The organism is Mucilaginibacter sp. R-33 (assembly GCF_049949235.1).
In the GTDB taxonomy this organism is placed as follows: Bacteria; Bacteroidota; Bacteroidia; order Sphingobacteriales; family Sphingobacteriaceae; genus Mucilaginibacter.
The window spans coordinates 1027368-1043954 of the sequence record NZ_CP188089.1; the positions used below are offsets into that span (position 1 = coordinate 1027368).

8 protein-coding genes are annotated in these 16587 nt (G+C 39.8%); 2 read left to right on the forward strand and 6 right to left on the reverse strand.

Translation table 11 applies throughout. The annotated features are described in order from the left end of the window. Positions 1-343 precede the first annotated feature (343 nt). Positions 344-1366, reverse strand: a complete 1023-nt coding sequence (locus ACP26M_RS04580) for a hypothetical protein (RefSeq protein WP_426586564.1) — start codon at positions 1364-1366, stop codon at positions 344-346. A gap of 1227 nt (positions 1367-2593) precedes the next feature. Here ACP26M_RS04580 and ACP26M_RS04585 point away from each other — a divergent pair. Continuing rightward, positions 2594-2968, forward strand: a complete 375-nt coding sequence (locus tag ACP26M_RS04585) for a GNAT family N-acetyltransferase (protein WP_426586566.1) — start codon at positions 2594-2596, stop codon at positions 2966-2968. A 49-nt stretch (positions 2969-3017) separates the two neighbouring features. Here ACP26M_RS04585 and ACP26M_RS04590 read toward each other — a convergent pair whose 3' ends face one another. The 5 genes from ACP26M_RS04590 to ACP26M_RS04610 form a co-directional block, all read right to left on the reverse strand. Then, a complete protein-coding gene (locus ACP26M_RS04590) occupies positions 3018-4631 on the reverse strand; it encodes an FG-GAP repeat domain-containing protein (RefSeq protein ID WP_426586568.1) in 1614 nt (537 codons plus the stop codon). Positions 4632-4778: 147 nt separating this feature from the next. After that, positions 4779-6467 (reverse strand): RagB/SusD family nutrient uptake outer membrane protein, encoded by a 1689-nt coding sequence (locus ACP26M_RS04595; protein ID WP_426586570.1) that lies wholly within the window; start codon positions 6465-6467, stop codon positions 4779-4781. Positions 6468-6483: 16 nt separating this feature from the next. Beyond that, complete coding sequence (locus ACP26M_RS04600) at positions 6484-9651, reverse strand: SusC/RagA family TonB-linked outer membrane protein (protein WP_426586572.1); 3168 nt, start codon at positions 9649-9651, stop codon at positions 6484-6486. A 570-nt stretch (positions 9652-10221) separates the two neighbouring features. Further along, entirely contained in the window at positions 10222-11055 is an 834-nt protein-coding gene (locus ACP26M_RS04605; protein WP_426586574.1) for a glycoside hydrolase family 16 protein, read from the reverse strand. Between the two features lie 187 nt (positions 11056-11242). After that, positions 11243-15328: a two-component regulator propeller domain-containing protein gene (locus ACP26M_RS04610; RefSeq protein WP_426586576.1), complete on the reverse strand. Its 4086-nt coding sequence runs from the start codon at positions 15326-15328 to the stop codon at positions 11243-11245. A gap of 346 nt (positions 15329-15674) precedes the next feature. On the opposite strand from ACP26M_RS04610, the gene ACP26M_RS04615 reads away from it, so the two are divergent. Then, the gene (locus tag ACP26M_RS04615; RefSeq protein WP_426586578.1) at positions 15675-16532 is read left to right on the forward strand and encodes a 3-keto-disaccharide hydrolase; all 858 of its coding nucleotides are present in this window, start codon (positions 15675-15677) and stop codon (positions 16530-16532) included. Positions 16533-16587: the final 55 nt, after the last annotated feature.

Genomic DNA, 16587 nt, shown 5'->3' on the forward strand with positions numbered 1-16587 from the left:
CGGGGCCCTTGACATTTTACCCGGCTTTGCGCTGTTGGTTGCTTAACGGTTGAATAAGGACTGGTTTGTTCAATCGGACGGCGTTTTGCACTGTTTATTTTGAAGGGCGAATACATTAAATTCTCAAAGTACAAACGCGGCAGCGGGGGAGCAAGCGGAAGTTGGGCAGAGCCCAACTTTGCTTGCCGTTTGCGCTGCAAACGGGGTTTTGACTATACCCAAAGTATACTTTGCCCACCTCATTGTAGTTTAAAGGCCGTTTTTACCATGGTAGTGAGTATACTTTAAATTTGTAATTTGGAATATACCAAACTTTAGTCAGGCTTTGTTCACATAAAAAGCGCTACGAATTTCTATCCAGTCCGTCTATGTATCCCAATTCTTTCAAGCGGGATTTTAATTGCGCGTCAACTTTATTTTTAGCAGTATAAAACGCCAGAATTTTCAATTTTAATGGTAACGGTTGTTGAATAAACTTTTCAAAATCTATATCTGTCCTGTAGACCCTCAGTTGATGAAGTTCTGGAAGATTTTCGATACCAGTTAGAGAACCAAGCGTTTTACAGTTAAGAACCTTTATATCGGTCAAATTTGTAAATTCCTTGCCAAAATGAATTTTCGGCAAGCGAATATGGTCTTGAATTAATAATGTTTTTAACTTATGGAAGCGGTTTATGTTTTCTAAATCATTTAATCCTCTTATCCAAGTGAGATTTAAATTTTCAATGTTATTACCCTCAATCTCGTTGATATTATCTCTGCCTCCAAGTATGATGTTCAAAGTGTGCAGAACTGGCAATTCGTTTACAAATGATAACGGAACTTTTGATATGCCGTTTAAGTTGAGATGTTCTAATCTTTTTAAAGAGCCTATCGCTTCTATATTCTTGGTGTGACCCGCAACAATTAAATAATCCAAATTTTTGTAGCTGGACAAATAATCCAAGTTTAAAGCCTTTGTTTTGGTGTCCAAAATGTACAATCTGTTTAAGTTTTGGAAATTCTTAGCACTTAGTATATCTGTTTCTTTGAGCTCGAATACGCCTATCCCTAATTTTTTCAGGTTTTTTAAATAAGTAATGCTTTCTAAATTATGAGCTTGCCTTAAGCAGTCAATACTCAATGATTTTACTTCCGGTATCTGGTCAACAATACTACAATCAAATGAGCTGCTATAATGTCCATAAAACCGTATAGTGAGATTTTCATCATACTTGCCAGTCAGTTCATTGAGTTTTGACAAGATATGACTGTTATAGACTTCCGAAGAGAATTGTACAATTACTTCTTTATTTTCGTCCAGTAGTCTGCTAATAACATTTTCATCAATTACATCAGGGTCTTGAATTCTGTGCTGCTTTCTCATTAGCCTTGTTATGTTATAGATTAAGGTTTGTACAACAAAACTATCTTTTTTTTAATGATTCCAATTATTGACTGCTATTACATTTGCATGAGCGTTCAAATTGACTATATAGTTTGGCTAAAATCAAATCACCACAGTAGTAACGTGAAGCTTGTTTTATTAAAATAAGTCGCAATTGATGAATTTATAATTCGTATAGTAACGTCCATTGCAACCATCGGGAGCAATGGCAAGTTTGCCCCGAGCCGCAGGCATCGGGGGAGTTTTTGTGGTAACAAAAACACAAACTTGCTACTTATCGGCGGACTACTTTATAAAACCGGCATAGTCGTTCAGGTGATCTTCTGTTAAGCAACAAAAAGCGGAAGAAGACAGGGCTGTCAAGGGAACGTGGAATAAATGGCCAAGTGCGTGAAAGGCTTGTGGGTTTATGCCGCGAAAGCCCTTTACTGCCCTGGCTTCGCGGGCTACCTTTGCGGTTACAGATGATCACCATGATAAGTTACGATAAAATGTGTTACAAATCCAAAATTGCTATATTTGCACTATAAGATTTGCAATTAATCTGTACAAAAAAAGTGGTGAGTATTTCGGTGAGTAAGAAATAAAATCCATATAAAATATTGAATATCAGGTCGGTTTAAGAGGTAAACAAATCCCTCTCTCTCCGCTTCGCAAGAGGATCGCAAGTTGCGATCCTTTTTTGTTGATATAGGTCTCGTATAAAAGCCGATACTGTTTACCTACATCCATTAAACGCTTATATTTGCACAAATGGAAGCTATTGAAATACCATTTTGATTGCCCCTTTTCACCAATTTCATTTACATTCTTAACTATTTGATCCTGATAACTAAGGCAGTCAAAACCAAATTGGCTAACAAGGGGCAATATGTTGTGGCTTATCCACTATCGATGGAAACTCTAAAAAAACGGTTTACAAATAGTGTAAACGTTATGTTCATTGATATACAATTTAATACCATTATTTTACTCTTGTTGTTTCTTTAAAAATATACCTATAAATTGGTTTGTAATCTAAATATCAGTCACTTTATATCGGCATCATTTCATTTCGATAAAGGGTTAATATGTATTAATCCGCTCTGTTACTTGTCGCCTACCTGGCTGATATAACCGATTTTAATTAAGTAAAATAAATTTTAACCAATCATGATTGAACAGGGCTCTTACCTAAAATCGAAAATTTATGATTTAATGAACCTGATGATTAACGATGAAAGCGGGTTGTTTGAAGTAGGCGATTTGGATGGTTACATTGATAAGCTAATTGAAAAAGCTTGTATCATAACTATTATGGCACAAGATGCTTTACAAGGTTTTTTGGCTTATTATGCCAACGATTATGAAAATAAAGTTGGATTTATCTCCATGCTGATCATTGATCCTTCTACAAAACGGATGGGTTATGGCCGAAGGCTTGTTGAATTTGCGTTAAAAGATTTAACAATGAAGGGATTTGAAAAATGCCGCACCGAGGTGAATGCTGACAACGTCAAAGCAGTAAATATTTGTAAAAGGTTAGGCTTTACATATGTGGGTACTAATGATATATATATGGTGTTTGAAAAACAGCTATAGTTCCCTCAAATAACCCTGATCATTTGCATTGAAAATTTAGTTGCTGCTTTCACTTAGAAGCGTTTTTCAAAATGTAGAAAAGCGGCTCTTTGATATTATAGCTGAAGGGGCCAAAATCAAAAAAAGCATTTCCGATAAGCAGGTCGGGTTTTCCATCACCGTTTATATCACCGGCGTCAAGAGTTACCGCGCGTTCAAACTTTGTATCGGCCGGAAAAGCATATGGTACAAAGTTTAAATTACCGGTGTTCTTTAAATATATAAAACCTTCTTCGGGCTGCTTTGCATCGGTAAAAAGGCTGATTGTTGCAAGATCAATATTTCCGTCACTATCAAAATCTTTAGCGATGGCTTTATAGCAGCCGTTTATGGGATAAAAATACCGCTGTTTGTAATTGCCTTTCCCATCGTTCAAAAAAATGTAGACACCATGGTATGGTTTTAATACGAGCGTTGCATTCCCATTATCGCCGCAAGTGTAAACTATGTCTTTATAGCCGTCATGGTTCATGTCAACCATTTCAAAGTAGGACGACCCATAAATCGGCGGGAACCTTAAAATTTCCTTTGAATCAAATTTGCCGCTCCCTTTGTTTTCGAAATGAAAAATGCCTTCTTCGCCCTGTGCAAAAAGCACATATAAGCCGGGCAACTTGTTGTCCTGGTAATCGATATACGCTTTTATAGCTCCGGGTAAATTACTTATCACGTGTTTTGCAAAAGCGCCGTTACCCAAATTTTCCATCCAGCAAAGCCCTCCGGTTATACTTCCAAATTCACAAATAACATAGTCGGTTTTGTTGTCGTTATTCAAATCGGCCGCCAGTATTTGAACTGGTCGGCCAAGCTTATCAAAAACGGGCCGGGCGGCTAATTGCATTTTGCCTTCGGCAGTAATTGTCAATGGGGTTATAGTACCCAGTTTATCGCTGTTTGCACCTAATTCATTGCCTATGATGCAGATCATGGTATTGCCATGGTCAAAAAGCAGATCTACCACAGGGCCGGTTGTCGATACCGAATCGATAACTTTTAATTGAGCTGATAAAAGATAAAGCTTTTTTGTTTGCCCGTTAGCAATAAAAACACGGGCCGGCTTAACGCTGTTGTCAATTTTTACATAGCAGCCCAACACCTGTTTGCCGTCAAATGATTGCTGTGGTTTTTGGATGTTAAAAAATGGAAGCTCCTGTTTAATAGCCATAGGCCTGTTTTGTGCAGGTAAGGCGATAGGGGCAGTGTTCATGTAATAATCGATAATATCCTGCCATTGTTCCTCATTTAATGCGGGCTTGTCCGGCACAATCAAATCGTCGCCCTTAATTGTCCCTACGTATGATTCACCTCTGTGGGCTTTAATGCCCATGCGTAAACCCATTTGCGGAAATACATTTTTCCATTTAAACCTGTTAAGCAGGGCTGGTTCGGGCAGCATATGGCACGAGCGGCAGTATCGTTGAGATAAGATCTTTCCCCCGGCAATGCTTTGAAGGGTTGCCATCGGGTAATCAGTTCGTAGATCAGTACCGGCATTATCCTGTTTGTTTTCGGAGATATGCCATATTGAATAAACTACCAAGATGGTCATGACTAAAACAATCGAACCAACAATTACAACTTTGCGATTTTTTGCAGGACGTTGACTATCAGGTTTATTATTCATGAATATTTTATAAGGCGGTTAATATACAAAGCTGAAAGCAGCATGCACAAAGCTTAAAGCTAAAAAATATTAATCGGTGAGAGTTGTCTTTAAATACATAACCCCGGGGCATTTGCCCGGGGTTATGTATTTAAAGGTATTAATCTTTTAGTATCCTGGGTTTTGTACCAGTTTTTTATTCTTGTCAATTTCCGCTTGCGGAATTGGCATCCAGTTTTGCCGCTCGAAGAAGGTATTGGTAAATATTTTAACCGGGGTATACGTTAGCCCTGAGCCGCCGGCTTCGATCTTCATGCCATATTCCGGCGTGGTAAGCACACCGTTTGTGCCGGTAGTTATCAGCCATCTGCGAATATCAAACCATCGTTTATCTTCAAATGCGAGCTCAATGCGGCGTTCGCGACGAATATATGCACGCATTTGATCCTTGGTTAAGCCGGCTTTTACAGCAGGCAATGCAGATCTCGTCCTTACTTTATTAACCGCGTCATAAACCGATGCATCTGGTCCAACCGCTTCATTTTGCGCCTCAGCATAGCTTAACAGCACTTCCGCGTAACGGAAAATAATGTAATTGGCAAAGCTCGGCGCCAGGTTGATACTGGTTTGCCCGGTGATGCTTTCATCCAGTGTTTTGCGGGCATAATAACCGGTATTGGTAATATCACTTGACGAGCCAAGGTCTATCTGGTTACTGCCACCTATTCGCGTTTTTATTATATCTCCCTGCCATGCTGCACCATCATATAAGATTGACTGATAGAAACGCTGCTCACGATGGGTGTAAGGGGCTTGAGGATTATAACCTGAAGCCGCATCTGTAATAGGCAAGCCATTATCCATCGAGTAATCATCAATCAGACCCTGTGTTGGAGCAAGGTTTCCCCATGACTGCTGAACACCGTTTACATACACCGGGCCCAGGTAACCTTCCCGGTGACTGCCCTTTGCTGGTCCGGTAGCGTAGCCGCGAGCAAATATCGTTTCAACATTCCAGTTGTTTGCCGATAGAAACTGATCGGCATAAGAAGTAGCCGAAGTGTTGAACAGGCTATAAGTACCCATATCCATCACCGATTTGTTGGTAGCTGCTGCTTTACTCCATTTTCCCGCGTCATTGGCCGTGTTTACCAGCGGGCTGGCTGCAAACAGCTCGACCCAGCCCTTAAGTGTTAATGCGGCGCCTTTTGTGGCTCTCCCGGTTTGTGCTGCTTTTGTAGGTAAAACAGCGGCCGCGGCATCGCAATCAGCCTCAATAAAGGCAACAGTCTCATCAATAGTGCCCCGGGCAGTAAAAATATCAGTTCCGTTCCGGTTATCAAGCGGGACAGTAATAATAGGCACCCCTCCGTAAGCCGTGAACAACAGGGAGTAGAAGTAAGCTCTTAGAAACGTAACCTCCGCAACGCGCTGCTTGTACCAATCGTCGGTATACTTCGCTTTATTTAAAGCAGCCTGCTGTAGAAATACATTGCATTTTCGTATTTTGCTATAGTTTCCTTCCCAACTCCACATGCTACCGGGGCCGGTAGGTACGTTACTTGGGCCAATGGAACCTGCCCTTACAGTTGCCTGACCGTTTTCCCAGGCTGCTCCACAAAAGCTGTTATCAGCATATTGTTCGGTTAGCTGGTAATCGTTATTGACGTCGGGGATTTGATTATATATGTCATTTACAAAAAGATCTGCATTACTCTGCGAACTGAATGTAGCTACATCAGTTAAAAATGCTTTATTTGTTACATTTAAAGAATCATCTTTTTTACATCCACTGATACTTACAACAAGCAAAGCAAGTAAAAAAAGCTCTCTGTATTTTTTAAAAATCTGTTTCATCGCTTTCTTATTTTAGTTAAAATGTGGCATTTAAACCTAATGAAAATACACGCTGCTGATAGTAGTTGGTGTTATTGCCACTATTTTCGGGGTCGATAATTTCCTTTACATGAGGTAAATGGTTAATGACGTTTTGCCCTGCAACGTAAATTCTTATAGACTGGATCTTATTTCGCAATAGCTTGTTTGACAGTGTGTAGCCAACTTCAAAGCTCTTTAACCTGATGTAGGAATCATTTCTGACAAACCAGGACGAAGTTTGTGTGTTATTTGATGTGGGCGTACCGGTAACCCTTGGATATAAAGCGTTGGGAGTGGAAGGCGTCCAATGGTCGTCATATACCAATTGAGAGGCCGAACCGGACGCGTTGAAAGGAAAAGCAAAATAGTTGCTGATAACAATGTTGCTGTTACCCGAACCCTGAAATAAAACATCAAGATCGAAGTTTTTGAACGTCAACCTGGGTTCTAAACCATAGATGATCTCTGGCGTATTAGGATGGCCTATTACAGTTTGGTCGTTAGCATCGATCTTGCCGTCTGGTTTTCCGTCAGGTCCGCTTAAATCAGCGTATTCAATATCGCCCGCCTTAACAGGTCCGAAAGAAGGAACTGGTAAACCGGCTTTGAGCGATCCATCTGCGTTAAAATCCGTTGTTTTGAAATAACCCAACGCCTGGTATCCAAATATGGTATTTAAAGGCCTGCCTGTTATTCTCCTGTTTGGATTGTTCGCTGTTGCATTTGTCTCATAAACTTGTAATAGTTTATTCCTGGCAAAGGTAAAAGTACCTGTAACATCTAACCGCAGGTCTTTTGAGAAGCTATGGGAACTTTGCAGTGTCAGATCGATACCGTGATTACTCATGATGCCGCCGTTTACAAGCCCTACTCCGAGGCCGTATTCACCGGGTAATGTATTCCCAATGCTTACAAGCATATTGCCCCTTTTTTCATAGAAGTAATCGGCTTCAATGCTTAGTAAACCTTTCCATAACGTAGCTTCAAATCCAATATCTGTTTTAGTCGCTTTTTCCCAGCCGATATTAGGATTGCCCTGCAACGCCTCGTTGATTCCCTGTGTGGCACTGCCATTAATAACAGCGGAGTTTGCATAAGGGTTATAAGGGTTTAGATACTGGTAGGTTTGAATATTGTTATTAGTTCTTGGATAGGCCCCTGATTTACCCCAGGAAGCCCTAAGTTTTAAGTTATCAAGCCAGAGAATATTGTCTTTAATGAATTTTTCTTCAGACAGTCGCCAACCGGCAGAAAAGGCGGGGAAGAAACCATAACGATGGCCTGGAGCAAAGAGGTAGCTTCCGTCATATCTACCCGTTGCTTCAAACAAATACTTTTTATCATAGGAGTAACCTACCCTGTACACGTAACCAATTTGTTTTTGCCCGCTTGATCGACCAAAATTGGTTGCATCTGCAGCTGCCGGACCACCAAAATCCAATTCATCAATATCAAGGTTGTAGTTATATTTAGTGGCCCCAAATGTTTGATACTTTACGCGGCGGCTTTCAAAAACGCCTAAAGCGGTAATATCGCTTTTGCCAAATGAACCTGCATAAGATAACAATCCCTGAATGGTCAATGTGTGGTTTTGGCTGTAATTTTCTGAAAATGTAGCCTTTGAGTTACCTTGTATCCCCTGTTTATAAGTGTAAGGGGTGGTAGTAACGTCAACATTATAGAAAGGTATCGGGGTAGTATAAATACGCTGGAACGAGGTTTGGTTTCCTGTGAATAAAGGATCTGGCCCATTATCATAGCTGAGCACACCTTTCAAGCTTAAACCTTTGATCGGAAGCTTCTGGTCAATTGTAAACTGCGACAATACGGCCGTATTTTCATTGAATTGATAACCGCTGTGATAAATTTCGCCTATAAGCGACTGACCAATATAGCCGGACCATAACCCGTTACTGTAATAAATAGGCGTTGTCGGCGCCTGGCGTTGTGCCTGCCCAATAATTGTGGCAGCACTTTGGGATGGAAAGTGCTGATCTTCTACATAACTGTTAACAGAGAGTGATACCGTTGTGGTTTTAGTGGCGTTTGCAGTTAAGTTTAACGAACCATTATATTTATCAAGATAGGTGGTGCTCCACATACCTGCCTGGTGAGTATATCCAAGGGCTGCGAAATACTTGATGTCTTCTGTACCTCCCGAAAGTGTCACATTATGATACGTGATTGGACGGTTTTTCTGGATAATTTGCTGTAAAGGGTGCCCATCGGGGTGCCCATCGGGATCTGAATGATCTTTGAATTTTTGAATATCATCTGCTGTATATGCCGGTGGCTGACCATCATTGGCATTGGCCTCATTACGCAGCAACGCATACTCATACGAGCCTACAAATGTGGGCACCTTGGTTGGGTTTTGGATACCATAGTATCCGTTATAAGTTAGCGTTGGTTTGCCTGATTTACCCTTTTTGGTAGTAACCAGGATTACACCGTTTGCTCCCGCCACACCATATGGAGCAACAGCAGCAGCATCTTTTAATACCGATACGTTTTCGATAGTATTTGGATCAAGACGGCTGAAATCGCGCGGCACACCATCAACAATAAGCAATGGCGAACTACCACCATTGGATCCAATACCCCTGATCAATATGTTTGAACCATCATAGCCTGGTTCGCCACTGCTTTGGGTTATGATTAAGCCAGAGGCACGACCAACAAGGCTGTTGGTTAAGTTAACCACCGGTTTTTTTGCAATTTCGGTGGTTTGAATTGTAGATACGGCTGCGGTTGAGGACGTTTTCTTTTGGGTACCGTAACCTACAACGATAACTTCATTCAGGTTTTTTGCATTTACCTGTAACCTGATGGTTACTGAAGTTTGTCCGTTTAAAGGAAACTCTGCCTGTTCATAACCTATATAGCTAACTATCAGTACAGCATTAGGTTCGGCGTTAAGTGTAAAACTACCGTTTACATCGGTAACGGCACCTGTACTGGTTCCTTTGATTTTTACAGATGCGCCAATGATGGTTTCGCCGGTGGTTTTGTCAATTACTTTACCTTTAATGGGTACGGCGGCTGTATATCGGTTAAGTTTTATTCCGCTGAAAGAGTTAAAGGCAGTAGCTGCATAGCTGCTTGTTTGCATAGCTATCAGCAGGATCAGTGATAAAACTACTGACCCGGATTTTCTTCTCAAAGATATTTTATCGGGTAAAAAATATTGCATAATTGGGAGTGATTAGAATTTAAAACTTGGCATTAGTTAATGCGTATGGATCATGGTCCGTTTTCTTTTTAGTTTTTCTGTCTTGCCATAATTTTTTGTTAGGTTATGAAATGAGTTAATAGAATAATTGTTAAAACAACAGTTTAAATTTAGGGTGCAATTCAGGCAGTAATCTCAAAGAACAATGGTAGCTTTCCGTCTTAATCTGACGTTAATAGTGTAACCCTGTGTTTTATAAACATTTGAGGTTATATTATTTCACAGCGGCAGCAAGCAACTTTTAATAAATAAAAAATCTGTACAAACAGGCCGTTATAATATTTGCAGAGGTTCTAACAGACAGTCTATGTTAATTGGTAGCCACAATTAAGCGGTATTTTTTTGAAAAAAAAGGGGGTAAAGCTGTAAAAAAAAGGGGATAAAATCCATTATATGCAACGTTTTTAAAATAAAACGGTCGTATGTCCCTGTTTTTGGTGAGGAATAATGTATATATGACAATTTAAAAGGGCAGCAAACAAAGTGTACTGATCAGGCGGTTTAATTTTTTTGATACACCCGAACGTAATCAACTTCAAACCGTTTAGGGAATTTTGTGGCAGATGGGTCGCCACCGTTATCACCACCTATTGCAAGGTTAAGCAATATATAATGAGGCTGCATAAAGGGATTAAATTGAGTGCCGTCCTGGTTAACCAGATCTTTCAGGTCCACATGGTTAAGTAAAAGATCATCTACATATAAGTTTATAGCGTTTTGATCCCAGTCCATACGCCAGGTATGGAATTTTTTGCTCCAGTTGGCTTTGAAAGTATTGAGGGCTTTGGTGTTACTATACCATTTAGCTTTATAAGGAACCTCTGTACCGCAGGCAATATTAGCCAAAAGCTTATTCTGGTAATATTCCATAATATCAATTTCTCCGTTGGCTGGCCATGGCTTTTCTACACCTAAGGTCCAAAAAGCGGGCCATAGCCCGGCATCGGTACTTATACGGCCGCGCATAATGAACCGGCCGTATTGGAAGCTGTGTTTGCCCCTTGTGTTAATGCTTGACGATGTATAATTTATAAATTGTCTTTTCTGTTTCCAGTTGGTACTGTTAGGCGCATATCCCGGATTAGGCAGATGTACCCGCTGCGCCTCAATGATCAGTTTACCATCACGGCAAATTGCGTTTTGTTCCTGATACCATTGATCTTCATTATTCCGTACAAAACCGGATTCAAATGCCCAATTATCCGGCTTTGGAGAGCCGTACTCGTCAAACTCATCTGCCCAAACCAATTTATAGCCGCCCACCGTATCCTGTTGGCATTTACCGACAAGCGGAATTGCTATCAGCAGTAGGACAGTAATTATTTTAGTAATCATAATAATGAAATAATTATAAATCTTAAATGATCTTATTGATTTCGTCCGAAACAAAATAAGGCATAATTTAAAGTATAAAGGAGGGACAAAACTATAAATTAAAGGGGAGAGAAAATTGTATTCAGGCTGTTCAGCTGTTTTTAAGACAGCCTGATGTTTCTCTTTCCGAACTTTGCACCATTGATATTTAATTTACGGGAGGTTTTTCAAACTCGTTTAAGCGATAGGAGACCTGGAAATTTGCCCGGTGTTTTCTGATAAATTCTGATGGATTGACGCCGAATTGTTTGTGAAATTGTTCCCTGAAATATTTGATATCGCTGATACCTACCTGTATTGCCGCCTCATTGATATTACAATTGGTTTGGATCAGGAGCTCGGCGGCTTTACGCAGGCGAACAAACCTGATAAAGTTGTTGATAGACTGACCGGTAGTGCTTTTGATCCTTTTAAATAATGTTGGATAACTAATGCCGACTGCATCGGCAAGGGCATAAACATCAAAATTGTCGCTGTTGAAATTTTGCTCAATAACAGCACTACAGTTGTTGAGCAGGTCTTTATTTTCCCGCGAAATATTAATGGCTATGTTTTCCTTCGTAACCTCCTTATAAAAATATTGCTGAAGTTTTGTTTTATTCCTCAATACACTTTTAACCCTTGCTGTGAGCAATTCTTTATCAAATGGTTTTCGCAAAAAGTCTATTGCACCTTGTTCAAGGCTTTTAACCATAATATCGGGTGTGGTATCGCCGGTGAGCAAAATAACCGGGATGTGCTTTATGGCCGCATCATCCATAATCATTTTACATAAATCCAACCCGTTTATTCCGTCCATTAGGATATCGCTGATGATCAGATCTGGTATATATTTTTTAATCAGCTCAAGACCCGCTGCTCCGTCTTTTGCTTCAAGGACTAAATAGTCGGCAAAAAATATTTTTTTGATATATGTCCTGATCTGTTCATTATCGTCAATAACAACCAGGGTATGCTTTTCCTGGCTAAACAGTTCAAGCTTCTGCAATTTGGTATTTTCTTCAACCAGGTCTTTACTGCCATGATCTATAAGGTCATTTACAAAATTATAGTCAGGAGCTGTTACAATATTTATCTCCTCTGCCGAAAAGTGTTTTATTCCTTTTGATAGCTTTAAGGTAAAGGTTGTTCCGCCATTTTTATTATTTAAATAGTTTATCGTGCCCTTATGGCAATCAATAAATACTTTAACCAGGTACAAACCGATACCGAAACCCTTTTTAAAGTAATTATTATCCTTTACCTGGTAGAATTTATCAAACAGTTTATCGCCGGTTTCGGTATTTATACCAACGCCATTATCCGTTATTTTAAAGTAAACATGTGTGTCATCTTCTTCCACAAAAATCTTGATGGTGCCATAATCTGGTGTAAACTTAACCGCGTTCGAAATAAGGTTAAACAATGAGATCTCTATTTTTTCGACATCGGCAAATACCGTAATATTCCTGCTGGTTGTTTCAATGTTAAAATTCAGGTTTTTGATTTTAGCCTGATGTGCAAAGCACGAAAATACCTCTTCGCATACCCGCACAAAATTTATCTCACTTATATTTAACTGCGCGTTTTCGCTTTCAGTTTTGCGGAACAGCAGGAGGTGATCTACCAATCCTAATAAGCGCCGGGCATTCCTATATACCGTATTTAGCTCGTCCGAATGGCTTTTATTTTTGTCCAGCAGATCTTTGATAGGATTGATGATCAGCGTAAGCGGCGTTCTGAACTCGTGCGAAACATTGGTAAAAAAAGCGAGCTTCTTTTCATTCAGTTCTTTTTCCTTTTCAACCTTTAAGTTAGCCAGGTTAATTTCAAATTTAAGCTTTGCCTGTTTTACCCGGTATAGGAAATAAAGGTATATTACCCCAAAGATAATAACCAGGTATACTACGTAGGCCCACAATGTTCTGTACCATGGCGGAAACACAATAACTTTAACACTGATCTGTTTCGGCATCCAATTTCCCCGGGTGTCTGTAGCTTTGACCCTTAGCCTGTAACTGCCTTCATTTAAATGAGTGTAATATGCAGATTTGGTCTTGCCCACATAGTTCCACCCATGATCCCATCCTTCAAGATAATAAGCATATTCAATTTTATCCGGAAACGAATATTCGAGTGCTGTGTAATGAATGGTAAGCGCAGCCTGTTCATAATTAAGCCGGATTGTTTTAAGATCCGCTACAGATTGATTTTTGAGCAATTCGCTGGAGCCATCAGTTTCTGAATTGTCAATTTTCAGGCCGGTTATGCGAAGATCGGGCCTATGGTCTGCTACCTGTATGCTGTCTGGATTAAAAATGTTATATCCATTAATCCCTCCAAAGGCCATATCGCCCGATTGAAGCCGGATAGCTGCGTTGTAATTAAATTGGAGGCTTTGCAAACCGTCAGAAACAATATAATTTGTAAACTTATTTTTTGCCGGGGAAAACCTGCTTAAACCATTGTAAGTACTGCACCATAGGTTTTCTTTATTGTCGATAAGGATGTTGAGGATTGAATTACCCGGCAAACCATTAACCTTGGTATACCTCACACGGCTCATATCAGGAAGGTTGAATTTTAGCAATCCACCACCCTCAGTTCCAACCCATAAATGGTTTGAATTATCTGCCGCGATGGTTCTGATGCCATAACCCACATTAAAAAAATGATGAGCCTTCTTAACGGTATCTATTTTAATGAGCCGGGTGTAATTACCTGCCCATAAGTTTCCATTACTGTCTTCAAATATAGCGTGTATGTTAACCAGGTCTTCATCGAATAGTTCAAAGCGGTCATTTTTTCGGTTATAAAGATATAATGGGCCGCCCCTGGTAGTACCTGCCCATAAATGGTGCCTGGAATCTTCAAAAAGTTTCCATAGGTTTCTATCGGTTGTTTGAGTTAATGTATTATAGCAGTTGTAATGCTTGAATTTGCCGGTAGTTTTGCTAAATTGGTCAATACCACCGTTGAAAGAAGCCACCCATATTTTATTATCGAAGGTTTTAAGTATGCTCACGATAAAATCGGTACTCAAGCCCCCACCGGTTGATGCATGAGTATAACCGGTGTATAAATTATTTTTTATGTCCCAGTAAGAAAGCCCGCCGCCATCGGTGCCTATCCATAGGTTATGTTTTTCATCTTCACAAAATGAAAGAATGAAATTGTTGATCACGCTGTTTTTATTGAAGGGATCATTGTTAAAAAGTGCAAACGGCTTTTTAAAGTTGTCTACAACGCTAACCCCGCCGCGCAGGGTTGCTATCCACTTTCTTGATTCCCTGTCATGATAAATCGCGGTAACAGCCCCGCTGCGCAATGAACCTGCTTTGTTACCATTGGTAATAAAAGTGAGTTTGCCACTATCTGTATTTAAAATATTGATGCCGCCACCGTCGGTAGCTATCCAGATATTACCTTTTTCGTCGAGAGTTAAATTGGATATGTTATCGCTGGTAAGTTTATCAATAGCCTGGTGAAACCTCTTGATAGCTCGTGTTTTACTGTTAAATATAAACAAGCCGTTTTCGGTGCCTATCCAAAGGTTGCCCACTTTATCTGCAAGCAGGCAACTGGCACTGTTAAGTTGAGTATTCATGATATTTATACGCCCGGATTTTGGATCATATAAACCCAGCCCCCGGTTTTTTACAAATACCCAAACACCTGCCCGGGTTGGATATAATGCTTTTACGCTATAATTATATTGGTTGGTAAGCCCCGTTTGCAGGTAAAGTTTCCTGGTTTTGTCATATCTCAATAACCCCAGCTCATCCGTTCCTATATATATACTACTGTCCTTATCGGTTACAATAACATTTATATTTGAAGTTATTTTTAACCGGCGCCCGCTGTTGTGCTCCCGGAAATATTCCGGATAAAAATAAGAGTCGGGGTAATTATAAAAAACAAGCCCGCGTTGTGTGCCTATCAATATTTTGTTACCAACACCATTTAAGGCACTTATATGATTGTATGGGAGGGATTTGTTGTTGTTCCACTCGTTTCTGTAGACTTTAAATTCATCGCTGTCATATCGGTTTAAGCCATCATAAGTGCCCATCCACATAAAACCATATTGATCCTGGTAGAGAGATGTAACCGCATTATTAGATAGTCCGTTTTCGATACCAAGATACTGCACGGGCTGTCCGGCTGTGAAACCAAAAACATTTAGGTAAACGAAAAGGAACAGGAAACTAAAGTATATTTTCGGATTTAAGACGTTATTTATCCTACTATGCATTATAAATTATTAGTTAATAATTGGTAAGTAAAAATATCAAATTGATTTACAAAAGTGTCTTGTTTTTTAATCCAAGTGATAATGTTACAAAGCAAGGGCAGGGGTAGTGTTCATGGTGCTGTTTTGAGTATATGTCTATAGTTAATTGCTCTATACTACCAGATAGTTTTCTGTATCTTGATTTTTACAGGCAATTTATTTTACCCCCTTAAATTTAGGGCTTTACCCCCTTTTTTTCTAAGTCTATTATTGCATTTTTGATCAGCAGCCAGTTAAACCTATATAGCAATCTGCTTTTTTATTTTTCGGGCAGTAAACTAATAGTTAGATAATAAAAAAATATGTCATGATAAAGCGTGGACTCATTCTTTCAACACTGAGTGTTTTATTTTTAATAAGCCTGTCCATATTACTGGCGTTTAAACGCCCGGATCCAAAATTGAAAGTTAAGTGGGAACAGCTTTTTAACGGAAAGGATTTAACGGATTGGACTGTTAAAATCAGGAAACATCAATTAAATGAAAATTTTGGTAACACCTTCAGGGTTGTTGATCATAAGATCCAGGTAAGTTATGATCAATATGAAAAATTTGATGACCAGTTTGGGCACTTGTTTTACAAAAAGCCTTTTTCTTATTACCTGATAGGGGTAGAGTATCGTTTCACAGGTAACCAGGTAAAAGGTGGCCCCGGATGGGCGTTCCGCAACAGCGGAATTATGATACACGGGCAGGATCCTAAAACTATGAAGGTAGACCAGGACTTTCCAATATCCATTGAGGTTCAGTTATTGGGCGGTAATGGTAAAGATAAACGGCCGACGGCGAACGTGTGCACCCCTGGTACACAGTACGTTTTAAATAACTCGGTAGTTAAAAGTCATTGCCTGGATTCAAAATCGGAAACCTTTCATGGCGATCAGTGGGTTAGGGTAGAGGCCCTTGTTTTGGGCGATTCGCTGGTGGTACATTATGTAAACGGAGAAGAAGTGTTACGTTATCAGCGCCCGCAACTGGACCCGGTTGGCAGCACAGAGGAGGGTGCGTTGTTAAAAAGCGGTACAATTTCCCTGCAAAGTGAAAGCCATCCTGTTGAGTTTAGGAAAGTTGAGATTGTTAACCTTGAAAAATATGCGCATGATCCTCAGAAATTAGCCGACGTAGTTAAACTGTTAACCGCTGAGAAACGGATTCCTAAACAATAAATAAAATAAAAAGATTAATTTGACTGCCTTTTACCTGTATAATTAAAAAACAACA

Bases quoted from the DNA above. Each gene is read 5' to 3' on its own strand.
- ACP26M_RS04585 (WP_426586566.1), top strand. From the start codon at position 2,594: ATGATTAACGATGAAAGCGGGTTGTTTGAAGTAGGCGATTTGGATGGT.
- ACP26M_RS04595 (WP_426586570.1), bottom strand. From the start codon at position 6,467: ATGAAACAGATTTTTAAAAAATACAGAGAGCTTTTTTTACTTGCTTTG.
- ACP26M_RS04610 (WP_426586576.1), bottom strand. From the start codon at position 15,328: ATGCATAGTAGGATAAATAACGTCTTAAATCCGAAAATATACTTTAGT.
- ACP26M_RS04580 (WP_426586564.1), bottom strand. From the start codon at position 1,366: ATGAGAAAGCAGCACAGAATTCAAGACCCTGATGTAATTGATGAAAAT.
- ACP26M_RS04590 (WP_426586568.1), bottom strand. From the start codon at position 4,631: ATGAATAATAAACCTGATAGTCAACGTCCTGCAAAAAATCGCAAAGTT.
- ACP26M_RS04605 (WP_426586574.1), bottom strand. From the start codon at position 11,055: ATGATTACTAAAATAATTACTGTCCTACTGCTGATAGCAATTCCGCTT.
- ACP26M_RS04615 (WP_426586578.1), top strand. From the start codon at position 15,675: ATGATAAAGCGTGGACTCATTCTTTCAACACTGAGTGTTTTATTTTTA.